General features: G+C 39.7%; 18 protein-coding genes and 1 tRNA gene. 12 read left to right on the plus strand and 7 right to left on the minus strand.

Going from position 1 to position 22,847, the window contains the following annotated elements:
* Positions 1–191: 191 nt before the first annotated feature.
* Positions 192–282, minus strand: a tRNA-Ser gene (locus C9J47_RS12605).
* A gap of 191 nt (positions 283–473) precedes the next feature.
* On the opposite strand from C9J47_RS12605, the gene C9J47_RS12610 reads away from it, so the two are divergent.
* The 7 genes from C9J47_RS12610 (at position 474) to C9J47_RS12640 (ending at position 8,079) form a co-directional block, all read left to right on the plus strand.
* Positions 474–1,403 carry an SPOR domain-containing protein gene (locus tag C9J47_RS12610; RefSeq protein ID WP_107253846.1) on the plus strand — a complete coding sequence of 310 codons (930 nt, stop codon included), beginning with the start codon at positions 474–476 and terminating at the stop codon, positions 1,401–1,403.
* Positions 1,404–1,899: 496 nt separating this feature from the next.
* Positions 1,900–2,928, plus strand: coding sequence for an amino acid ABC transporter substrate-binding protein (locus C9J47_RS12615; RefSeq protein WP_107253847.1), 1,029 nt, complete (start codon positions 1,900–1,902; stop codon positions 2,926–2,928).
* A gap of 85 nt (positions 2,929–3,013) precedes the next feature.
* Complete coding sequence (locus C9J47_RS12620; RefSeq protein WP_107253848.1) at positions 3,014–4,225, plus strand: amino acid ABC transporter permease; 1,212 nt, start codon at positions 3,014–3,016, stop codon at positions 4,223–4,225.
* 4 nt (positions 4,226–4,229) lie between these two features.
* On the plus strand, positions 4,230–5,327 hold the full coding sequence (locus tag C9J47_RS12625) for an amino acid ABC transporter permease (protein ID WP_107253849.1): 1,098 nt from the start codon (positions 4,230–4,232) through the stop codon (positions 5,325–5,327).
* Between the two features lie 101 nt (positions 5,328–5,428).
* The gene (locus tag C9J47_RS12630; protein WP_425440600.1) at positions 5,429–6,166 is read left to right on the plus strand and encodes an amino acid ABC transporter ATP-binding protein; all 738 of its coding nucleotides are present in this window, start codon (positions 5,429–5,431) and stop codon (positions 6,164–6,166) included.
* A gap of 764 nt (positions 6,167–6,930) precedes the next feature.
* The gene (locus C9J47_RS12635; protein ID WP_107253850.1) at positions 6,931–7,596 is read left to right on the plus strand and encodes a Bax inhibitor-1/YccA family protein; all 666 of its coding nucleotides are present in this window, start codon (positions 6,931–6,933) and stop codon (positions 7,594–7,596) included.
* 153 nt (positions 7,597–7,749) lie between these two features.
* Positions 7,750–8,079 carry a TusE/DsrC/DsvC family sulfur relay protein gene (locus C9J47_RS12640; protein WP_041394359.1) on the plus strand — a complete coding sequence of 110 codons (330 nt, stop codon included), beginning with the start codon at positions 7,750–7,752 and terminating at the stop codon, positions 8,077–8,079.
* 120 nt (positions 8,080–8,199) lie between these two features.
* Here the strand turns inward: C9J47_RS12640 and yccX are convergent, their stop codons facing one another.
* Positions 8,200–8,472 carry an acylphosphatase gene (gene yccX, locus C9J47_RS12645; protein WP_107253851.1) on the minus strand — a complete coding sequence of 91 codons (273 nt, stop codon included), beginning with the start codon at positions 8,470–8,472 and terminating at the stop codon, positions 8,200–8,202.
* Between the two features lie 356 nt (positions 8,473–8,828).
* Between yccX and C9J47_RS12650 the strand changes: the two genes are divergently transcribed.
* Positions 8,829–10,229: a methyl-accepting chemotaxis protein gene (locus C9J47_RS12650; protein ID WP_107253852.1), complete on the plus strand. Its 1,401-nt coding sequence runs from the start codon at positions 8,829–8,831 to the stop codon at positions 10,227–10,229.
* Positions 10,230–10,341: 112 nt separating this feature from the next.
* A complete protein-coding gene (locus C9J47_RS12655; RefSeq protein ID WP_107253853.1) occupies positions 10,342–11,535 on the plus strand; it encodes a class I SAM-dependent methyltransferase in 1,194 nt (397 codons plus the stop codon).
* A 62-nt stretch (positions 11,536–11,597) separates the two neighbouring features.
* Here C9J47_RS12655 and C9J47_RS12660 read toward each other — a convergent pair whose 3' ends face one another.
* A complete protein-coding gene (locus C9J47_RS12660; protein ID WP_107253854.1) occupies positions 11,598–12,356 on the minus strand; it encodes a sulfite exporter TauE/SafE family protein in 759 nt (252 codons plus the stop codon).
* 298 nt (positions 12,357–12,654) lie between these two features.
* Between C9J47_RS12660 and C9J47_RS12665 the strand changes: the two genes are divergently transcribed.
* The gene (locus tag C9J47_RS12665; RefSeq protein WP_107253855.1) at positions 12,655–13,299 is read left to right on the plus strand and encodes a DUF2057 domain-containing protein; all 645 of its coding nucleotides are present in this window, start codon (positions 12,655–12,657) and stop codon (positions 13,297–13,299) included.
* Between the two features lie 76 nt (positions 13,300–13,375).
* On the opposite strand, the gene C9J47_RS12670 is transcribed toward C9J47_RS12665, so the two are convergent.
* Complete coding sequence (locus C9J47_RS12670; RefSeq protein ID WP_107253856.1) at positions 13,376–14,605, minus strand: EAL and HDOD domain-containing protein; 1,230 nt, start codon at positions 14,603–14,605, stop codon at positions 13,376–13,378.
* Between the two features lie 466 nt (positions 14,606–15,071).
* Between C9J47_RS12670 and C9J47_RS12675 the strand changes: the two genes are divergently transcribed.
* Both C9J47_RS12675 and C9J47_RS12680 read left to right on the plus strand, forming a co-directional pair.
* Positions 15,072–18,209 carry a chitinase C-terminal domain-containing protein gene (locus tag C9J47_RS12675; protein ID WP_107253857.1) on the plus strand — a complete coding sequence of 1,046 codons (3,138 nt, stop codon included), beginning with the start codon at positions 15,072–15,074 and terminating at the stop codon, positions 18,207–18,209.
* 496 nt (positions 18,210–18,705) lie between these two features.
* On the plus strand, positions 18,706–19,350 hold the full coding sequence (locus tag C9J47_RS12680) for a murein L,D-transpeptidase catalytic domain family protein (protein ID WP_211321739.1): 645 nt from the start codon (positions 18,706–18,708) through the stop codon (positions 19,348–19,350).
* A gap of 627 nt (positions 19,351–19,977) precedes the next feature.
* Here the strand turns inward: C9J47_RS12680 and ald are convergent.
* The 3 genes from ald to C9J47_RS12695 all read right to left on the minus strand — a co-directional run bounded on the left by ald (position 19,978) and on the right by C9J47_RS12695 (position 22,817).
* Positions 19,978–21,093 carry an alanine dehydrogenase gene (gene ald / locus C9J47_RS12685; protein ID WP_107253858.1) on the minus strand — a complete coding sequence of 372 codons (1,116 nt, stop codon included), beginning with the start codon at positions 21,091–21,093 and terminating at the stop codon, positions 19,978–19,980.
* Positions 21,094–21,799: 706 nt separating this feature from the next.
* The gene (locus C9J47_RS12690) at positions 21,800–22,066 is read right to left on the minus strand and encodes a hypothetical protein (RefSeq protein ID WP_107253859.1); all 267 of its coding nucleotides are present in this window, start codon (positions 22,064–22,066) and stop codon (positions 21,800–21,802) included.
* 61 nt (positions 22,067–22,127) lie between these two features.
* Positions 22,128–22,817, minus strand: coding sequence for an HAD family hydrolase (locus tag C9J47_RS12695; protein WP_107253860.1), 690 nt, complete (start codon positions 22,815–22,817; stop codon positions 22,128–22,130).
* Positions 22,818–22,847: the final 30 nt, after the last annotated feature.

Raw genomic sequence — 22,847 nt, forward strand, 5'->3', positions numbered from 1 at the left:
AGAACCCAGTCTAGGATTCTGCATCCCTATCTTATTGGGTAAAGTCCAAACGTAAAAAAGCCGCTAACAGAGTAGCGGCTTTTTTGAATGTGGCGGAGTGTTCTGGGTGAGGTGGATTTGGAACAAATCCCTCTAGCCACAATCGCTATATGCAAAAAGGGCGCTGATAAATCAGCGCCCTTTTCTAAATATGGCGGAGAGATAGGGATTTGAACCCTAGAAGGGCTATAAACCCTTGCCGGTTTTCAAGACCGGTGCTTTCGACCACTCAGCCATCTCTCCGTAAGCGGCAGATAATACGTACCTTACTCTTCTCTGTAAACTCTTTTTATTAACTTTTGGCTCAACTGCGCAAATTATATATAAAATGATGAATAAATCGTTATTTAGATGAAATTTCACTTATTAATGACAACTTTTGTGTTTCTATATGTCCAATTATTGAATTTCTTAATATTTACATGTAGACCGATATGCTTAGCAACATTAGACATTTTGCAGTTTACTGCTCATTATTTGCTTGCTTACCTTTTGTAAATCAAGCAAAAGCAAACTCGATATCACCTTCAGGTCGTTCGTTATGCAGCGTTGAGACGTCAGCGACTAATAACGGGTGGAAACAACTTAACAATACTTGTGATATTGGTGCTGGGTTATGGGGAAAAACACCAAAATCAAGTACTGGTAGTTTTTGGGTTCAATGTAACTACAGCAGCGCAATTCCAAACAAAAGCTTTTCACGAAAAGTGAACCTCTTATTTCCTGACAATGCTTATTTAATTGAAGATACTGGTAAGTATCGTTGCCTTATTGGTCCCTACTCGACGCATATCAAGGCTATGAGGGCAAAACAGCAACTTGAAACCCAAAAAATAACAAGCACATTCATACGGCAAACAACAAAAACAATATCTGGTTTAGTTAAGGCACCTACATTAAAGACCGTATCAAAGTCCAAAAACACGCAAATAACGCCATCCAAAGAACCGAATAATCCCAAGCTAAACACACTTGTTGAAAATAGAGTTGTACTTAACTCGATTATTTACTCTTTTACATTTAATGGATTGCAGTATCACCAGCCCAAAGATATTTACTCAACTGAAAATATGCCACCAATGTTCATTAATGAACAAGACAACTATTGGTCGCGTATAAATATTAATAGCGCTCAAAAATGGTGTCGCAACTATGGATTACGGCTTCCTACATATGAAGAAATTGAACTGCTACAAAGCCATGGCAGGCACCTCTTAATGCGATATCGCTGGCCAACAGAAATCAGCTATTGGACTTCATCCGTCAATCCTATCACCAACGAAATAAAGACGTTAAATTTGCGAAGTGGTAAGTACGATGAATATCGCCCGCCCGCGCTTTTATATACAACGTGTGTTAAATAACAGCCTAAAAATAAACCATTATATTAACAAGCCCACACAAGCCTCATTACTTATTCCGTGTTTTTTTGCTTTGTTATAGTGCAATTGCCACATAAACGAAGCAAAAAAACTCTTTCACCAATCATATATATAAAACCATAATGTGCATATATCCGAAAAATCACAATAGTATCTCCATCCTTACTCCCCTATTACACCCCCGCTACGTTTAACATTTCCTTCATTACAGACACGGCTATTAACCTCATTAAAAACTGACTAAACCACGATGAATACTCAGCCCGCCATGCAGCATAAAAGTTCACACGACAATTTTGGTCTGTAACTTGCTAATTATAAAGAATTAACGAAAACGTGATCAGAAACCATCATAAGAATAGACGTTAAGGATTCTGTTTCTATACTTATACTTGTTAACATTGCATTTACATTTGTATGACGGCATATTCAAAAACAAACACAACATACGCTTTTACATTAAACAAGGACGACAATAATGACTAAAAAATCATCCGTACTGCTTGCGGCGATAGCCACTACATCAGCACTTTTCGCGGTTAATGCATCAGCAGCGAACACAACCCTAGAAAAGGTAATGAAGCAAGGTTATGTCCAATGTGGTGTGAGTGCTGGCTTACCAGGCTTCTCAAATCCAAACTCTAAAGGGAAATGGGAAGGGCTAGATGTTGAATTCTGCCAAGCAATTGCAGCGGCAACTATCGGTGATAAAACAAAAGTTAAATATATTCCATTAACAGCAAAAGAACGTTTTACAGCACTTCAATCAGGCGAAATTGATGTGTTATCTCGAAATACAACATGGACTCTACACCGTGATAGTGCTCTCGGCTTAAACTTTGCTGGTGTTAGCTATTATGACGGCCAAGGGTTTATGGTTAAAAAAGAGTTAGGCGTTTCAAGTGCCAAAGAACTTGATGGCGCTGCAGTATGTGTTCAATCTGGTACAACAACCGAGCTTAACCTTGCCGATTATTTCCGAGTTAATGGCATGAAATATAGCCCAGTTGTATTTGATACAGCCCCACAAACATCAAAAGGTTTTGACTCTGGCCGATGTGACGTATTAACCACAGATCAATCAGGGTTATATGCACTTCGTCTAAACCTTGCCGAACCTGCTTCTGCGGTTGTTCTTCCTGACGTTATTTCTAAAGAACCACTAGGGCCCGTTGTTCGACAAGGCGATGATCAATGGTTCAATATTGTTAAGTGGACATTAAGTGCAATGCTTAATGCTGAAGAATACGGTGTTACATCTGCAAATGTCGATAAAATGAAAGAATCAAAAGATCCAAATATTCGTCGTCTAATTGGTTTAGATGGTCCTAAAGGTAAAGGACTTGGCCTAAGTGATGATTGGGGATACCAAATCGTAAAACAAGTTGGCAATTATGGTGAAAGCTTCGAACGTACTGTTGGTACAGGTTCACCTCTTAAAATCGAACGTGGCTTAAATGCACTTTGGAAGGATGGCGGTATTCAATACGCTGCACCTATTCGTTAATTTTAAATCAATCTACGTATTATGAAGCGGAGGCAGTGGCATTATTGCTGCCTTCCAACATCTCAATAGGAACTGAGGTTGTTGTATGGCTCCTAAAACAGCAAAAGTGTTAAATACATCGGATGTAGCAAGTCCACCTAATAAACAAAACCTTTTTTATAACCCCACTTTTCGCGCCATTGTTTTCCAACTAATCGCGGTATTGGGGTTACTTTTCTTTTTTTACAACATCATAAATAACGCACTTGAAAATCTTGATGCACGTGGTATTGCAACAGGGTTTGGATTTCTCAACCAAGAAGCTGGTTTTGGTATTGGCTTAACACTGATCGATTACGATGAAACATATACTTATGGTCGTACCTTTTTTGTCGGCTTACTAAATACAGCGTTAGTGTCTGTTTTAGGTATTTTTTTAGCGACAATTATCGGCTTCACCGTCGGTATTGCACGTCTTTCTTCAAACTGGTTAATCAGTCGCTTTGCGGCGCTTTATATCGAAACATTCCGTAATATCCCCCTATTATTACAAATTTTCTTCTGGTACTTTGCAGTACTTCAAGCACTTCCTTCACCACGTCAGAGCCTAAGCATTGGCGAAAGCCTTTTTATTAATGTGCGTGGGCTTTATCTTGCTGGCCCTGTATTTAATGAAGGTTCAGGTTGGATATTTGCAGCATTTACTTTAGCGGTTGTGCTATCCATCATATATGCCATTAGATCACATAAAAAACAGCAAGATACAGGGGAGCAATCGCCCATATTACTCACAACCATAGGCATGGTAATTGGTTTACCACTTATTGCTTTTTTCGCAGCAGGTATGCCTATATCGGTTGAATATCCAGAGCTAAAAGGGTTTAACTTTCGTGGTGGTATCTCTATTTTACCGGAGTTAGCCGCTTTACTTGTCGCACTTAGCATCTATACCGCCTCTTTCATTGCTGAAATTGTGCGTTCAGGCATTAATGCCGTCAATCATGGACAAACAGAGGCATCGCTTGCTTTAGGTTTACCACGAAGTAAAACGTTACGCTTGGTCGTTATTCCTCAAGCAATGCGAATCATTATTCCACCTCTTACTAGCCAATATTTAAACCTTACCAAGAACTCTTCATTAGCGATGGCTATCGGTTATCCCGATCTTGTGTCTGTTTTTGCTGGCACAACGTTGAATCAAACAGGTCAAGCTATTGAAATTATTGCTATGACTATGGGGGTTTACCTAAGTTTAAGCTTAATTACGTCATTCTTTATGAATATGTATAACAAGAAAGTCGCTTTGGTGGAGAGGTAATATAATGAGTCATCATAATTTTCAGCCTGACTTACCACCACCAGCAAATACTGTCGGTATTATTGGATGGGCTCGTCAGCACTTATTTTCATCGATAACAAATTCTATCATGACCCTTTTCCTTGCTTATTTTGCAATCACGGGATTATGGGCCGTTATCCAATGGGCATTTATAAACGCTGATTGGATTGGTGATACGCGTGATGCATGTTCTAGTGATGGAGCATGTTGGGTCTTTATTAATGTCCGTTTTGACCAATTCATGTTCGGATTCTACCCTGCAGATCAACTTTGGCGACCAAAGCTGTTTTATTTCACGCTAGCAATTTTCATTTCATTGCTTGTGATAGAAAAAACACCGGGTAGAAAATGGATTTGGTTATTCTTTGTTAATGTTTACCCTTTCTTTGCTGCCTTCTTGTTATACGGTGGTGTATTTGGCTTAGAAGTTGTTGATACCCACTTATGGGGTGGTTTGCTTGTCACACTGGTTATTGCGATTGTAGGCATTGTTGTTTCACTGCCTATTGGAGTAGCACTCGCTCTTGGCCGTCGTTCTGAAATGCCAATAATACGTAGCATATGTACCGTTTATATCGAGATATGGCGTGGTGTCCCCCTTATTACCGTATTATTCATGGCTTCTGTACTGCTGCCATTATTTTTAACCTCAGAAATGGAAATGGATAAGCTTTTTCGAGCATTAATCGGTGTAGTGTTATTTAGCGCCGCCTATATGGCAGAAGTTATACGTGGTGGGTTGCAAGCCATACCTAGAGGTCAATACGAAGCGGCAGATGCTCTGGGGCTCTCTTATTGGAAAAGTATGTACCTGATTGTATTACCGCAAGCCTTAAAGATTACCATCCCTTCAATTGTGAACACCTTTATTGGTCTATTTAAAGACACCAGCCTTGTATTGATCATCGGTATGTTCGATGTGCTAGGTATTGGCCAAGCCGCCAACAGCGACCCCGACTGGTTAGGCTTTGCGACAGAAAGCTATATTTTTGTCGCTCTTGTTTTTTGGGTTTTCTGTTTCAGTATGTCTCGTTACAGTATCTTTTTAGAAAATAAATTGCACACGGGTCATAAACGATAAGCAAGGATAGCACTATGACAAGCAGTACGTTGATTGCAAGTAGTAACCTTTCTGGTGGTGAAGCCACTTTGGACGAAACAACAAAGTCGGATCAATCTATTATGACCGATACAATGATTCAACTATCTAGCGTTAATAAATGGTATGGGCAATTTCACGTACTAAAAGACATCAATCTAACCGTAACTAAAGGTGAAAAAATCGTTATTTGTGGTCCTTCTGGCTCAGGAAAATCAACCTTGATTCGCTGCATCAACCGCCTAGAAGAACACCAAAAGGGGCAGATAGTTGTTGCTGGTAACGAACTAACCGATGATCTTAAAAATATCGAATTAGTACGTAAAGAAGTCGGTATGTGTTTTCAGCACTTCAACCTCTTCCCCCATCTTACCGTATTAGAAAATTGTACCCTTGCGCCTATTTGGGTGAAGAAAATGCCTCAGAAAGAAGCTGAAGCATTAGCGATGAATTACCTTGAACGCGTTAAAATACCTGACCAAGCAGATAAGTACCCAGGGCAACTTTCTGGTGGGCAGCAGCAGCGTGTCGCAATTGCACGTTCGCTGTGTATGAACCCGCAAATAATGCTCTTTGATGAACCAACTTCAGCGCTAGACCCTGAAATGGTACGCGAGGTGTTAGATGTTATGGTTGAATTGGCTCATGAAGGTATGACCATGATATGCGTAACGCACGAAATGGGGTTTGCCCGTCAGGTTGCCGATCGCGTTATCTTTATGGACCGTGGTGAGATCATAGAAGAAAACAATCCTCATGATTTCTTCGACAACCCACAATCTGACCGTACGCAGTTATTCTTAAGCCAAATACTGCATTAAATTTAATCATGCACAAAAAAGCCCGCTCATGACTGGCGGGCTGCGTGAATTATTACGCTAGTTATATTTTTACAAATTTAAAACAAGGCAGTGTTGTATGGCTATAATCAGCAGCTCGTTGAGCGTCCACTTTTCTCCAAATGCTTCCTTAAAGCATTTCGTAATATTTCTTTACTTTTATTTTTTATTATTTTTCTAACTATCTTTTTGTCGCTCAAAGTCGTTTAACTTTTTTGCAATTAATACATTTCCAAACAGATTTGATATTTAATACCTTTTGTAACAGTGTTCTACGAATTTTAATCATTTCAGACCCACATTTATCGCACATACCAACAGCCTGTAGCACCATTTAACCGTGGTAAAGAGTACATCACACCACCCATACAGGCAACCATACCGTAAATAAAAGGGGGATTTTACAATTTTTTCGACAAGCCACAATCAGCTCCAAACGAAAAAACGAAGCTTTATTCAGCTTCTGTTTTGTTGCATGATGTAATCTACGAATAAAGCAGCACAGTTGAATGTAGAAAGTCTCTGCATCGCGATACGTTTAATCACACGAATGGCAATGAAACATTTATTTACATTTTTACCAAAAAAGATAATGAAATGTTAAGTATCATTCGACTCAAGAACTTAGATAGGATGTGTTTGGTCAGTAAATGGTTTTATTACAAGTTAATAGCTTGCAATTATGAACGTTTGCCCTCATATATGTCTTAACAAATATCAACATAACTAACCCTAAGGGGACACTTATGAACGATCGTATAGTCAATCGTACTGGATCTTACGATAGCGTACTTTCAACCAATAAGGTTTTAAGAAACACGTACTTCCTACTTTCTCTAACATTGCTTTGGTCTGCGGTTATCGCGGGTACCGCTATGGCAATGAACTTGCCTTACCCAGGAATCATCATTACGTTGGTTGGTTTCTACGGTCTAATGTTCTTAACTGAAAAGAACAAAGACAGTAGCCTAGGTATCGTATTTACATTCGCATTAACGGGTTTCATGGGTTACACCCTAGGGCCTATTCTGAACATGTACCTTGGCGCTGGTATGGGGCACGCAATTGTTCCTGCTCTAGGCGGTACAGCCCTTACATTTATGGCTTGTTCTGCATATGCACTAACAACTAAGCGTGATCTATCATTCTTGAATGGTATGTTAATGGCTGGTTTTGTGGCAATTATTGTTGCTGTTATTGCAAACATCTTCCTACAAATGCCAATGCTTTCATTAGCAATCAGCGGTATGTTTGTTCTGTTCTCTTCAGCGGCGATTCTGCTTACTACGCAGTCAATCATCCGTGGTGGTGAAACAAACTACATTTCAGCTACCGTCACGTTATATGTCTCTATCTACAACCTATTCCTAAGCTTGCTACAAATCTTAGGCATCATGGGTAACAACGATTAATCACTTCTATTAGTGAATCGTTAAATAGGTAGTTGAAAGCGTCCGAAATGGACGCTTTTTTATTGCCTACAATTTACATGATTTTGTCATTTCTACTTGCAGCACCGTGTTCGAATCACTATCCTTTCTGCGATCCGAATATCGAGGCACATCATGCTTGAAATTAATGGCAAACAAATAGAAACCGACGCTCAGGGTTACCTTAAGAACGTTGATGATTGGTCGAGAGATATTGTTCCCCTTCTCGCTCAAGATGAAGGTATTGAATTATCTGAAGCACATTGGGAAGTTATTCTCTTTGTAAGAGAATTTTATTTAGAATTTAACACTTCACCCGCTATTCGCATGCTTGTAAAAGCAATGGCGAAAAAATACGGTGAAGAAAAAGGTAGCTCTCGTTATCTTTATAAGCTCTTTATCAAAGGGCCAGCGAAGCAAGCAACAAAACTTGCTGGCTTACCAAAACCCGTAAAGTGTATCTAACGCCTTTACATAAGCAAAGACTACAAACAGGGCACGAAACCATTCATGAGCCCTGTTTTTTTAGGTCATCCATAAATCCCAATAGATAATCTTTTTATTACCTCTATATCAGTAACTATGTTATTTAATCTCGAATCCATCAATATGTCGCCATTCAATGATTTCAGCGTCGATACTGTCAACCCTTGACGTTTTAGGCCCACTTTCTAGCCAAGCCAGCAACTTATTCACACTATCTTCGCTGCCACACGCCAGAACCTCAACACTTCCATCAGGTAAGTTCATCGCATAGCCACTCAAGCCATCTTTTAGCCCTTCATGTGCTGTATGAAATCTGAACCCGACCCCCTGAACAATCCCTTTGACGTTTGCCTTCACACAAATCTGTGACATATATCACCTCAAGAATTTTATGAACTAACCGATAACGACTTATACCCAAGTTACCTCAAGATGCTCGTTTCAGCGAGAATTTGTTGGGCTCTAGGCAAGGCACTTATTTATAGACCTAGTCGTTCTACGTTGAAAATAAGTAACACCGCATAGAGCCCAACAAAACTCGCCCTTTGGGAGTGATTCAGCGTATCTACTTCTGTGTCAAATGTGTTTGAAAGGGAAAGCCATTCCTACACACATTTTCCTTGAATTAAACACGCTGAGATCACTCTGAATCCTGCATCTTGAGGTAGCTTGGGTATATAGTGAATTGTCATTAGACAGTCGTATTCTTTGTTAATCAGGACAACAATATGAAAGAAGTCGCGTTTCGATGGATTGATAAGTACCTCATTCATTTAAAGATACAAGAAAAGTTCTATCTTTTATTTCTTCTTCCTTTAGTTGCCATAATCAGTGTTAGTGCCATTTTAGTCGATGCCGCTAATGAGCAACGTATTGAAATCACGACAAATCAACTAAATACAACAACTGCATTATTATCAAAATATAATGTTAGCCAATCAGATGCTGTCTCATTACTTGCTAATAGTGGATTAAAACTTGGGAATGGTGAAATTTCTTCAACCGTTTCTAACATGAACTATGTAATATCAGCGATTGATCCGTCCAGTATCTATAGCTACCTGTCTACCACACAAATCAGCTTTACGATTCTGCTGCTTGTTGTTGTATTAGCCTGTGTCTATTTCATAATGACATTCATCGGTGGCGCGATGTTCACCATGAACAGAGCCCTCGCTAATTTGGCCGATGGCGACTTAACACAGCGTATGAACTTCTTTCAAGTACGCGACGAGTTCAGCACCATTGCCATTACCATAGACCGCGTAGCTGATCGTGAACAAAAACTGGTTCAAGCTACACAAGAAGCAACAGCAATGATGCAGCAAATTAGTAGTGACCTGCGTCAACGTAGCCATCAAAGTGAAAACCTTTCTGCAAGCCAGCAGCAACATTTAGATTCATTAGCCAGCGCAACAGAAGAAATGGCGACATCAGTCCGTGAAGTGGCTACTCACGCTCATCAAACATCGGATCAAACCCGAGAAGCACAAGAAATGTCTGAGCTTGGTCGCACACAAGTGGGTGAAACAAAATCGGCTATTTCTACGCTTTCGAGTGAAATTAATGCAGCGGCGAGTGCTGTCTCTGAACTCGACAGTAATGCCACAAAGATAAATGACGTTGTCACAACAATTAATGGCATATCTCAACAGACGAACCTATTAGCATTAAACGCAGCGATTGAAGCAGCACGTGCTGGTGAGCAAGGTCGTGGCTTTGCTGTTGTTGCTGATGAAGTACGTACCCTTGCAGGACGCACGCAAAGTGCAACCGTTGAAATTCAGCAAATGATTGAATCCTTGCAGCAAAACAGCCAGCAGTTAATGTCGGTAATGAATAATACCGTTCAAAATGCTCAGCAAAGTGAGCAGTTAATGGATTCTGTCGATAATGAAATCAGCCAAATTACAGAACGTAATCAGCAAATTTCAGATCGCAGTACCGAAATAGCAGCCGCTGCAGAACAACAAGGTGCAGTGGCAGATAATATTGCCTCTAGCGTTGAGCAAGTACGCGAGCAGTCACGTCAGGTTTGTGACGTAATTTCTCAATCGAGTACTGAAATTGAACGACTCAACCAACAAGCAGAAGTGCTTGAATCTTTGATGAATGGTCTTAAAGCTTAATAAACTGTAACGGTTTACCTCAAGCCGCCTACTTTGGCGGCTTTTTCATTTGCTTTTAATGATTAGCAGCAACATAATACGCCCCCATTCGATTTCCTTAACTGGGCATGTCATGACTGCTTCTATTTATCTTGTTAAAGGCCGTGAAAAATCACTTCGTCGCCGCCACCCTTGGGTTTTCTCTCGCGGTATCGATCGCATTGAAGGAAATAAACCTTCAATGGGTGAAACTGTTGAAATTTACGACAACAAAGGCGAATGGTTAGCACGTGGTGCGTATTCTCCACAATCACAAATTCGTGTTCGTGTTTGGACATTCGATAAAAAAGAAGTAATCAACGTCGATTTCTTTGTTAAGCGACTTAAAGCAGCACAAGCTTTACGTGATGTATTAGCAGCACGTGATGGTTTAACAGGCTACCGTTTAATCGCCGCTGAATCTGATGGTTTACCAGGAATCACCATTGACCGTTACCAAAACTTTTTAGTTTGTCAGCTACTAAGTGCTGGCGCAGAAGAACAAAAAGATGCGCTGGTTGAAGCATTAAATATCTGTTACCCAGAATGCAGTGTATACGAACGTTCTGATGTAGCCGTTCGTAAAAAAGAAGGCTTAAAACAGCGTACAGGTGTTCTTTCAGGCGAAGAGCCACCTAAGTTTGTAACTATCGAAGAAAACGGCATTAAAATCAATGTTGATATCGTCGGTGGACATAAAACAGGTTTCTACCTAGACCAACGCGATAGCCGCCAAGCCGCCGTTAAATATGTGAATGGTAAGCGTGTTCTGAACTGCTTCTGTTACACCGGTGGTTTCGGACTTTACGCTCTTAAAGGCGGTGCTAGCCAAGTTATTAACGTTGATGTTTCACAACCTGCGCTAGATACAGCACGATTAAACGCAGAAGCGAACGGCTTACCTGTTGAAAATGCAGAATTCGTAAACGCTGATGTGTTCAAGCTACTACGTGAATACCGTGAACGTGGCGAATTATTTGATGTTGTGATCATGGATCCACCTAAGTTTGCAGAGTCTAAATCACAGCTTGTAGGTGCATGCCGTGGTTATAAAGATATCAACATGCTAGCGATGCAGATTCTTAATCCAGGCGGTATGTTATTAACATATTCTTGTTCTGGTTTGATGGACAACGGCTTGTTCCAAAAAATCATTGCAGATGCAGCCCTTGATGCGCACCGTGAAGTACAGTTTATTGAACGTTTTGGGCAAGCAGCTGATCACCCACTAGACAGTGCTTACCCTGAAGGTTTCTACCTGAAAGGTTTTGCTTGCTACGTTAAATAAAAACGAGCAAACAACAATTGCCACACTAAACAAAAGCCTGATTCTGTCAGGCTTTTTTGTATCTAAAACATTAATGCTGCGATACAGCCGCATAAGGTCATTATAAACAAGAACCACTTTAGGGTCGCAGGCTGTGCTTTAATCGCCATATTAACGGCAATATGTGCACCAAACATAGTACCAAATGCCAAAATTAACCCAGGTACCCACATCACTAATCCTTCAGCAATGAATAACCCTAACGCGACAACAGTAAATACTAATGTACATAGCATTTTGAGTGCATTTGCTCTTACCAAGTCATATCGCAATGTACCAGCTAACGCTGCAATTAATACAAACCCTACTCCAGCTTGAATAAAACCACCATAAAAACCAGCAATACCCAGCCCCCACCACGAACTCGGAGTATCTTTTACTTTATTAACTAACGTACCTGGCTCTGGAGCAATAAGAGAAGGCTTAACCAGCATCACAGCCGCCATGGTCAGCATTGTGCCTAATAGCACGGGCTTTATGTATTCAGTTGGCATATACGCAGCAGCAGCGGCTCCGATTAACCCACCGATAACAGAAGGAATAAGAATAGGAATTATATCGTCAGAATCCATCTTACCATGACGTTTAAACCCTGATACAGCAGTCACAGCCTGCATAGCAACCCCTACCCGATTAGTGGCATTTGCCACTTCTGCAGGCATCCCCATGATCATTAGTGCAGGTAAGGTTAAATTAGAACCGCCACCAGCCAGCGTATTGATAATACCGGCTAAAAAGCCTGTTATGAGTAGCAGGCAAACATGTAGAAGCGTTATGTCCATATAATGCTTGTATCCCTATGTTATGAGGAAGTAGGGGTATAGGTGTTAAATAAAACAGGAGTTACGCTAGCACAATAAATAAACAAGATTAGCAAAAAATGATGTAAACCTGATATTTAGTACAGCATTTAATAGCATTGATATCAAAAGACACTATAAATTGATTACGGGTACATCTGGTTCAGTTTAGATTCAGGTTTCTGGCTTCAGACTCAAAGTAACTGGTATAGAATGTAAGACTTTGTCACACTTACATCAATTTATCTTAATTCGTCATTAGAATTCGAAAGGAATAAAAATGAAACTACGTACCGCCATCATCGCTCTAACAGCTTGTGGACTAAGTTTTCCAACATTAGCAGACGTAAACCTTGAATTACCTAAAAGTGCTGAACTTGTACTGGTCAACGGTGTTGATGCTGAAGGTAACAATGCACTTACTTTGAAAGATGGTAAAAACCAAATCGCATTCCGCATTGAAGAAAACTACCGCGAAAATGGCGATTACAATTTATTCAAGTCAGATATCGTTATCATGACGTTTGACGGTCAAGATGCTAATTATGTATTAACACTACCTAAAATCACATCAAGCCTTGAGGGTGAAAAGTTTAACCGCAACCCTTCACTAAAACTAAAAAATAAATCAGATAGCTCTGTGGATTTTGAGCAGGGTAAGCTAATGAAAAATGGCGTACAGTTTGGTCGTGATTTAGAAAAAGAGATGGCAGTCTACAACCAATCATCTCAGCCAGCGGCCTATGCAATGGCAACAGGTGCAATAGCGGTAACACTTCCAGCAACGATTAATCCTGCTGATTACCCTGCTCTTCAAAATAAAAATGGCGACAAAACAACTGTAGCTGGTCAAATGCTAGATTACTGGTACAGCCAAGCAGATGAAGCAACACGCGCAAACTTTAAAGCCCGTATTGCGAAGTAAGCTCTTTTTTCTATTTTATTAGAATGGGAATACAAAGGCTTTGTGAAAACGAAGCCTTTTTAGCTGTTCATTATAATTAATGTAAGTAACTGTTATTGCGTACTTCGCGGATCATTTGATTATACAAACGCCCGACCAAATCTGGCGAAATATCATTCCCTTCCGTTACACTATGAAGTAACTGCCAATCAGCCTGCTCAAAGGCGATAACACTTTCCAGGTATTTTTTAAGATCACACTCTTGGCCTAATAAGGCTTTTTTAATTTCATCATTAACCTTCAGCATGTCTAACGCTTCTTGAATATCTAAGCCTAAAATATCGGGAAGGTTTGAAAATAGTCCAGCCAAAAAAGCCCTATCTATAAATGTTTTATTTTTACCTGTATTTATTGCAACCAACTCGCAAAAACGTGCTCGACTGACCGCTTTCGTATAAATATCAGTCGTTCTTGTTTGCGTTAATTCTTGAGCCGTTAATAACGATATAAACTTCCGCATATTATTCTCTCCCATAAAGCATACAGCTTGCTTTATCGAACCAATCGTACCCTGTCTGCCATACAAAGACGTATTCAGAAAAGAAATCAGTTTATGCGTTAATTTAATATCAGACTCAAAAATACTCGTTAGCTCTTTGTAACAGTAATTATCCGTCATAACATGCTGAAATACATTAAGTAAAATACCTTCATTCAAAGTGTTTGTTCTAACTTCAACAAGATTTTGCTTTGAAAAAACATCACCTTTGAAAAAGTCGACCTTACACAAAGAATACTGTTTAAACTCTTCATAAGAAGAGATATCATCAAGAATAATACGCAAATTGAATCTTTTTGCCTTATTGATCAATGATTCGACTAGCGATCTTTTTTTGTTTTTAACCGATATCTTCACATGGCTTATATTTTTCAGGTAATTTTCAAATCCGTTATAAAGAACACGATCATCCATCATTAAAAAGTAATTATTACGAGATGCTTTTTGGACTAAGTCTAATAATTCCGTATCAAGAACTTCTTGTTTTGATAATTCAATAACTAAGCCACGTGAAGAAAAGAAATAATCGATAATATTTTTAAATGTATTTTTCTCAAACGTAATAATCAACACTTTATTGTCTGAATACTGATTGAGACCAGCATGAACCAATAAATCGTTCAATTTACGAGGATCAGATCTGTCTGAAAAAACAGACATAGGAATACACTTGTCAGAAAACTGCGTTTTATTCATAAAACTTATTTGGTAAGCAACCTTATTTTGCTGACGATTAAAAATAGGTTGTCTTACAACAGAAAAATCCATTTACTCTTACTCTTTTCTAAATATCGATATAATCGTGGAAATCGGCACATTTTATGGAGCAATGTCACACTTTATTTATAGCATTATCCTGCTACTAATCATTTTTTTTATTTCATTTTTGCCAATTCAACCACAATTAACCTTAACACTGTAAATACATCGAAACCAACTCATTCACAAACAAAATGAATAAAAGGTATTTATTTTCAATCTAAATATGCTCTCTAACCTCACACATACCACAAATATTTCTTGCTTAGATTGGCATTCAAATTAGTTCTCGGTGCAAAATAAGATCATTTTCATTACATAAAAACGACAGTTATTTGCGATTTGGTATGTAAAACAAGACATACAATTGTGCGCATTTTGTCATCAGCCCTATAGTTGTTTTTGTTCAGAACAAAAGTTTTCTGGTCAACGTGATTTTATCAATTCAATGAAACAATGTGTTAAGGATGATGACATGCACCATTTGAAACAAAGGTCGATATCTAAGCCCTTATTTACGCTCAGTACCCTCACCGTTTCTTGTTTACTTGCATTTAATGCGCAGGCAGCTATAGATTGCAGCAGTATAGAAGAATGGAACTCAAGCTCTTCCTATTCTGGAGGAGCGCAAGTACAAGAAAATAATATTGCTTATAAAGCAAACTGGTGGACTCAAGGGCAATCACCATCTACCCACTCTAATACCTCTCAAGAATGGTCTTTACTCGATAGCTGTAAAACCGATGGAGGTATAGGCAACGAAGCACCTACGGTTTCGCTAAGCTCGCCATCAGCTTCTGATATTATTACAGAAGGTGATACTGTTTCGATTACTGCCAATGCAGCAGATGCAGATGGCGCAGTGGTACGTGTCGATTTTTATACTAACGGCACGTTAATCGGTTCTGATTCATCAACCCCTTTTGCTTCGTCATGGATGGCAGTTCCAGGCCAACACAGCGTAACAGCGAAGGCAGTCGACGATAAAGGCGCTGAAACAACCAGCTCAGCTGTCATTATTACTGTTGATGCTGCTCAAGGTGGAAATGAATTACCAACCGTAGACCTAACCCTCTCAACCAATAGTGTAAATATTGGTGCAACAGTAACACTGAGTTCAGTTGCTGCCGATTCTGATGGCACAATCGATAAAGTCGACTTCTTTGCCAATGGGGCATTAATTGGTACAGCCGCGACGTCACCATACACACTCACATACACTGCTACTCAGTCTGGAAGCATCAGCTTTTTTGCTCGTGCTACTGACGATTTAGGAGCGACCTCAGACTCTGTGATTAGTCAACTTACAGTACCTGGTGGTTCTGTTGCCGGTAATTGTCGTCCTGATGGTCTATATCAAACAGAGGGTGTAACCGTACCTTACTGTAGCATTTATGACGAAGATGGACGTGAAGTCATGGGCGCAGATCATCCTCGCCGTGTAATTGGCTACTTTACAAGTTGGCGCGCAGGTGATGATGCGCAAACCTCATACCTTGTAAAAGACATCCCTTGGGAGCAACTCACTCACATTAACTATGCTTTTGTGAGTATTGGTGCTGATGGCAACGTGAATATCGGAGACGTTAATGATCCGACTAACCCAGCAGTGGGTATGGAATGGAACAACGTTGAAATTGATCCAGCATTAGGTTTTAAAGGGCATTTTGGTGCACTCGCGACAGCCAAAGCTAAACATGATGTGAAAACGCTCATTTCAATCGGTGGGTGGGCTGAAACAGGCGGTCACTTTGGTCCAAACGGTGATCGCATTGCCGATGGTGGCTTCTACACCATGACAACCAATGCCGATGGCAGCATAAACCATGCTGGTATCGAAAAATTTGCAACATCTGCAGTTGAAATGATTCGTAAATACAAGTTCGATGGTGTCGATGTCGATTACGAATACCCAACCAGTATGTCGGGCGCTGGTAATCCTGACGATATGATTTTTGCCGAAGCTCGCCGCCCTTACCTCATGCGTTCATACCATGAGTTAATGCGTGTACTGCGTGAAAAATTAGATAAAGCCAGTGCTAATGATGGCATTCACTATATGCTAACCATCGCAGCTCCATCTTCTGGCTACTTGTTACGCGGTATGGAAACAATGGAGATCACTAAGTATCTCGATTATGTCAATATCATGTCTTATGATCTGCACGGTGCATGGAATGAACATGTAGGCCATAATGCAGCCCTTTACGACACAGGTAAAGATTCAGAGCTTGCTATGTGGAGTGTCTATGACACTGCAGCTTATGGTGGTATTGGTTACCTAAATACTGACTGGGCATATCACTACTTCCGAGGCTCAATGCCTGCAGGGCGTATTAATATTGGGGTTCCATATTATACGCGTGGTTGGCAAGGTGTCACAGGTGGAAATAATGGGCTTTGGGGTAAAGCACCACTGCCTAATCAAGCAGAATGTTTAGCGGGTACAGGTGAAGGCGAGAAAAATAAGTGCGGTAATGGTGCAATGGGTATTGATAACTTGTGGCACGACAAAGGGGCTGCTGGTGATGAAATGGGCGCAGGCTCGAATCCAATGTGGCATGCAATGAACTTAGCACAAGGCATTTACGGTACTTACACTGCTTCTTATGGGCTCACACCATCAAATAATCCACTTGTGGGTACTTACGCGCGCAATTACGATGAAGTGGCTGTTGCGCCTTGGTTATGGAATGCCGAGAAGAAAGTATTCCTATCTACTGAAGATAAAGAGTCCATAAACGTTAAAGCTAATTACATCGTTGATAAAGAGATCGGTGGTATCATGTTCTGGGAGCTGGCAGGTGACTATAACTGCTATGTGCTCGATGCTAATGGCCAACGAACCAGTATTGATGCAACAGAAAATGCCTGTAAGACCGGAAACGGCGAATACCATATGGGTAACACAATGACAAAAGCTATCTATGATAAGTTTAAGTCTGCTACACCGTATGGAAACACTGTTGCAACAGGTCCGATACCAACAGAAGCCGTCGATATTACAGTATCAATCAGTGGCTTTAAGGTGGGCGACAAAAACTACCCTATCAACCCTAAGTTAACCTTTACGAACAACACTGGATCTGAACTTCCTGGTGGCACGGAATTCCAATTTGATATTCCAACATCAGCGCCAGATAACGCTACCGATCAATCTGGTGGCGGTTTAGCGGTTATAGCATCAGGACACACAGCTGCGAATAACATTGGCGGACTACAAGGTGAAATGCACCGTGTTGCCTTTACCCTACCGTCTTGGAAAAATTTACCCAATGGCGGCACGTACGAGCTGGATATGGTTTATTACCTCCCAATATCTGGACCTGCTAATTATGCCGTTAACATTAACGGTAAAGAATATGCACTTAAGTTTGAGCATCCAGATCTACCGCTAGGTAATATTGGCTCAGGTGGTGGTAATGGCGGCGACTGTAATATTACAGGCATCAACACTTACCCTAACTGGCCACAAACAGATTCGGGCGGTCAGCCTAGCCACGCTAATCAAGGAGACAAAATCATTCACAACGGCGTAATCTACCAAGCAAACTGGTGGACAAGCTCAACACCAGGAGGCGATGGCAGCTGGGCAACGGTTTGCTCAATTTAAGCTAATCGACATCATTAATTTGAAGTGCAGATAGTATCTGCGCTTTCATTTATATTGCTAATACTCAAAGCGCACACCTTTAGTTAAACAAAGAGATCAACTGCATATACGTTAATGTTTGGGTTTCATCCCTCACAAAAAATGAGATATTGTGCTCATTTTTTAGCCAAACAGTTCAACGGGCTATTTTTAACTTTGTTAGATAAATACAGATAATTTTATTAATGAATAACAATACTTTATAATGTGGGACTGAAACTTAGTTTCACCTTTATATTCAATTTTGTAACCTTGGGTTTAAAGCCTAATTAAACGATGTTTAGTAAATAAACACCTGTTATTAAATTAATTATTACGCCATCGTCTCAAACAACGCTTACGTGGTGAAAATATTATATACATTCCTTTACGCTTTAAGCACTAAACTTTATTATTTTTTATGTTAAAGTCTGCATCCCGTTAACACAAAGAATAAAAAGAGTGTTCAGTAAGTAAAATGAAAAAAGCAATTTGCCTATGCATTTTGATTTTCTTTTATTTGCCTATTCAGGCATCTGCAAGTAATGTCAAAAGTAGTTCATATTCTAATAATAATGCTGATGTTGTAGTACAGTACGTTTACAAGAAGACAAATCTTGAAGGCGTTATTGATTATGCAATTTTCAAACAAGGATTTAACGCATACACCAATACTAAGGGAAAAAAGAAGTCGCTACTTACGATCATTGATTACAGTAAGCCTTCCACTGAAAAAAGATTCTTTGTTATTGATTTAAAAAACCATACATTACTGTACAGCACGTATGTTTCTCATGGTGTAAACAGCGGTGGTAAAATGGCGAAAAATTTCTCTAATACTGTTAATTCGAGAAAAAGCTCGTTAGGTACATATCTGACGTCAACGACCTATAACGGTGGCAATGGTTACTCGCTAAAGTTAGATGGACTTACTGCTGGCATCAATGATAATGCACGTCGTCGCTACATTGTGATTCATGGTGCTGACTATGCGACAGAGACTTTTATAAAGCGAAACGGTTACTTAGGTCGCAGTTGGGGTTGCCCGGCTTTACCTAAAAAATTATCGAAGAAAATCATTGATACCATCAAAAATGGTAGTGTTATCTTTGCACATGCTTAATACTTTTTAAATTATGGTCGATGTCATTTGATTTCGACCATAATGCATTTAAAAAACAAATAGTGATTGATTTCAAACATACAACTTTCATTCATTAAAACATGAATAAACCTAATAACAATAACCACTTATATATTAGGCCACCCTCCCCCCCTAATTGTTATAGTTTCAACAATCAAAGCTAAATAATTCACACTTACGATCACTACACATCTTAATCTCTTTGATTTAATAGCAATATTTCTCGTAAAGAAAGGTAATTAAGACCTATACCCAAGTCACCATAATAAATCCATTCTCATCTCCTATTTCGAAATAAAGACAACAAACAATGTATTCACATGACAATGAATTTTAATTTATAACAACAATTCAAACGCTTGAAGGTAAGAGAGTTGCATTCGAGAATAGTAAATAACAACAAATGCAATGAACAATAATGGTCATAGAATAATGATTAACGATTGTATTAACCGGATAGATTCACAGAGAAGCAGTATAACGATATAAAACCATTAGTTTATTTGTTAAACCCAAGTCATCTCAAGATGCTAGGTATATAGCCTAATGAAGCTAAAAAAAATCCCCACCGAAGTAGGGATTTCTTAAAGTTTAGAGCAACTTTATTTAAGCAATCGCTTTATCTGCAGCAACAAACTCTAGGTCTAATGCAGATGCAACACTCTCACAAGTGATTTGACCACGGTAAACGTTTAGACCGTTTAGTAGGTGCTTATCATCTTGAAGCGCCGCTTTGTAGCCCTTATCAGCTAGCTTAAGAATATAAGGTAGCGTTGCGTTGTTTAGTGCGAATGTTGATGTACGCGCAACAGCACCCGGCATGTTAGCAACACAGTAGTGAACAACATCATCAACAATATATGTTGGATCGCTATGCGTTGTTGCATGAGATGTCTCAACACAACCACCTTGGTCGATTGCAACGTCTACAATCGCAGAGCCCGCCTTCATTTTCTTAATCATTTCAGCTGTAACCAGTTTCGGAGCAGCAGCACCAACAACCAATACACCACCGATAACAAGGTCTGCCGCTAGTACATGCTTTTCAATCGCTTCTTTCGTTGAATAAACACACTGAACCGTACCACCAAATTGCGCGTCTAAATCACGTAATACATCGATATTACGGTCAAGAACAACAACGTTAGCACGTAGGCCTACAGCCATTTGTGCAGCGTTTGCACCAACAACACCACCACCGATGATAACAACTTTTGCAGGCTCAACACCTGGTACACCAGCTAGAAGCATACCGCTACCGCCTTTAGATTTCTCTAAAGCGAAAGCACCTGCTTGAATAGACATGCGACCTGCCACTTCTGACATTGGCGCAAGTAGGGGTAAGCGTCCTTTGTCGTCTGTTACAGTTTCATACGCAATACATACTGCTTTGCTGTTTACCAAGTCTGTAGTTTGCTCTGGATCCGGTGCCAAGTGAAGGTATGTGAATAGAATTTGACCTTCACGCAGCATAGCGCGTTCAACTGCTTGAGGCTCTTTTACTTTGACAATCATTTCTGCTTCAGCAAATACCGCTTCAGCAGTTGGTAAAATTTGTGCACCAGCGTCGATGTAATCTTGGTCACTGAAACCAATACCTGAGCCAGCCAGAGTTTGAACGTATACAGTATGACCATGAGAAACAGCTTCGTTTACTGACGCTGGAACCATACCTACACGGTACTCATGAACTTTAATTTCCTTAGGTACACCAATAATCATCTTAATTTTCCTTGCTGACTTGTTTAGAAGTTATATACACAATAATGAATTCCTCTTGGAATGTGTCACCGTTTTTTAACTAATATTCAACAAATGGTTCTGGTATTTTATTCCAAATCAGTATAATCAACCGATCTTGAGCTGCGTCACACTATATAAATTCAATATAAGCACCCAAAGCAGACCAGTTAACCAGATTTGAGAGCTAAAGTAGCGGTTAAAACCACAATCAAAAGAAAAAGCAGATATAAACACTAATGAAAATACTCGCATATAAGTAATATCAAGGTGTTAAATGCATATTTAAAGGATTAGCTATAGAACAAAGCACTATTTATATGAATTACAGCTCTCTAAACACTACAGTTGAAAACATATCAAAACCGCACAACAAAACACGACTAGTTAACAAAAAAGCAACCAAGTGAAGTATTAGAGGCAGATTTAAGATAATAAGATCACAAAAATGGAGACTGCAGCTTTTATACCCGTGACAAATATCACAGTTAAAGTCAGTGCATTTAGCATTAGAGGCGTTATATGATTTTAGGTGAGTAAATGTTCTGACGTTCTTGTAAGGAGAGCAAAACTTAGCTTTAAGTGCAGCGAGGTAGGGGTGATATAGCATAAAAAAAACCGCGAAAAAGCGGCTTTATTTCAAAACGATTATCGAGTGATATAACGTTTCGCTTTTTACTTACTAACCTTAGTCTTCAACTTCCCAAGGCATGTCAGGCAATGCCGTTAAGTTTTCACTGTAACGCTTAAGGTCAAATGTACCTTCATTTTTGGCCACATCAAAAACTTCGATAGATAATGCACAAGCAATCATTTGAACGGCTTCTTCACGCGGCGAACCAGACATAACTAAGCGCATCAATGTTTCTTTCACCTTAACTGGATTTCCATCAGTTAATTGATTTTCAACGATTTTTACTAGCATATCGCCAGTCATGATTTCTTCGTTCTGCATCTTTATTGCCTGTATAATAAATTCTTGAGTATTTTACTCTATTTATATATCCGAGCTAGCACTAAGTGTATCTAATTGAACGTGTCACTAAATTCAATACCGTTTGATGTGCTTGATGCATTGAATCAAAAGAATAATCCAATGCAAGCTGCTCATGTATTGAGGTGTCTATAGAAGAGTCGATAACATCAATATCGCTCACTAATACTGTTTTTAATCCCGCAGATAACGACGATTTGATGCCCGTAACACTGTCTTCAATCGCTAAGACTTCATGAGGATTAAAACCCAATGTGGCACACGCTAGCTGGTATATATCGGGGGCAGGTTTGTTAGAGGCAACATCTTCGCCACAAAAAACGTGATCAAATAATTCAAGCCAACCATGACGTTGTAAAATACCTTCAACATAGATACGTGGCGCACCAGTAACGACCGCTAAAGGCACTTTTCCCGAGAGCTCATGCAGTAATGTACTCACACCCAACTTAGCCGGAATATTATCAAGCATTAGCGCTTTTTCTGTTATTGCTTCCATTTGTTGCAACATGTGTTCTATAGGCATACTAATGGAAAAGCGAGTAAAAAGATCTATCGCTACTTTATCCCATGTTACACCAGCATACTGCTCTAGAAATGCCCCCATTGAAAAGTCGATATCTAATGTCTTTAAAAAACCAGACCAATTTTCTGCATGGAACACTTCAGAATCGACAAGAGTGCCATCAAAATCAAAACAAATAGCCCGCATTTTACTTCCCCAACAAACTGAAGCGGCTAT

Source organism: Photobacterium indicum (genome assembly GCF_003026215.1).
GTDB lineage: Bacteria > Pseudomonadota > Gammaproteobacteria > Enterobacterales > Vibrionaceae > Photobacterium > Photobacterium indicum.

What these genes read in the sequence shown, in the direction of transcription:
- C9J47_RS12610 (WP_107253846.1), top strand. Translation starts at nt 474, where the DNA reads ATGCTTAGCAACATTAGACATTTTGCAGTTTACTGCTCATTATTTGCT.
- C9J47_RS12615 (WP_107253847.1), top strand. Translation starts at nt 1,900, where the DNA reads ATGACTAAAAAATCATCCGTACTGCTTGCGGCGATAGCCACTACATCA.
- C9J47_RS12620 (WP_107253848.1), top strand. Translation starts at nt 3,014, where the DNA reads ATGGCTCCTAAAACAGCAAAAGTGTTAAATACATCGGATGTAGCAAGT.
- C9J47_RS12625 (WP_107253849.1), top strand. Translation starts at nt 4,230, where the DNA reads ATGAGTCATCATAATTTTCAGCCTGACTTACCACCACCAGCAAATACT.
- C9J47_RS12630 (WP_425440600.1), top strand. Translation starts at nt 5,429, where the DNA reads ATGACCGATACAATGATTCAACTATCTAGCGTTAATAAATGGTATGGG.
- C9J47_RS12635 (WP_107253850.1), top strand. Translation starts at nt 6,931, where the DNA reads ATGAACGATCGTATAGTCAATCGTACTGGATCTTACGATAGCGTACTT.
- C9J47_RS12640 (WP_041394359.1), top strand. Translation starts at nt 7,750, where the DNA reads ATGCTTGAAATTAATGGCAAACAAATAGAAACCGACGCTCAGGGTTAC.
- yccX (WP_107253851.1), bottom strand. Translation starts at nt 8,472, where the DNA reads ATGTCACAGATTTGTGTGAAGGCAAACGTCAAAGGGATTGTTCAGGGG.
- C9J47_RS12650 (WP_107253852.1), top strand. Translation starts at nt 8,829, where the DNA reads ATGAAAGAAGTCGCGTTTCGATGGATTGATAAGTACCTCATTCATTTA.
- C9J47_RS12655 (WP_107253853.1), top strand. Translation starts at nt 10,342, where the DNA reads ATGACTGCTTCTATTTATCTTGTTAAAGGCCGTGAAAAATCACTTCGT.
- C9J47_RS12660 (WP_107253854.1), bottom strand. Translation starts at nt 12,356, where the DNA reads ATGGACATAACGCTTCTACATGTTTGCCTGCTACTCATAACAGGCTTT.
- C9J47_RS12665 (WP_107253855.1), top strand. Translation starts at nt 12,655, where the DNA reads ATGAAACTACGTACCGCCATCATCGCTCTAACAGCTTGTGGACTAAGT.
- C9J47_RS12670 (WP_107253856.1), bottom strand. Translation starts at nt 14,605, where the DNA reads ATGGATTTTTCTGTTGTAAGACAACCTATTTTTAATCGTCAGCAAAAT.
- C9J47_RS12675 (WP_107253857.1), top strand. Translation starts at nt 15,072, where the DNA reads ATGCACCATTTGAAACAAAGGTCGATATCTAAGCCCTTATTTACGCTC.
- C9J47_RS12680 (WP_211321739.1), top strand. Translation starts at nt 18,706, where the DNA reads ATGAAAAAAGCAATTTGCCTATGCATTTTGATTTTCTTTTATTTGCCT.
- ald (WP_107253858.1), bottom strand. Translation starts at nt 21,093, where the DNA reads ATGATTATTGGTGTACCTAAGGAAATTAAAGTTCATGAGTACCGTGTA.
- C9J47_RS12690 (WP_107253859.1), bottom strand. Translation starts at nt 22,066, where the DNA reads ATGCAGAACGAAGAAATCATGACTGGCGATATGCTAGTAAAAATCGTT.
- C9J47_RS12695 (WP_107253860.1), bottom strand. Translation starts at nt 22,817, where the DNA reads ATGCGGGCTATTTGTTTTGATTTTGATGGCACTCTTGTCGATTCTGAA.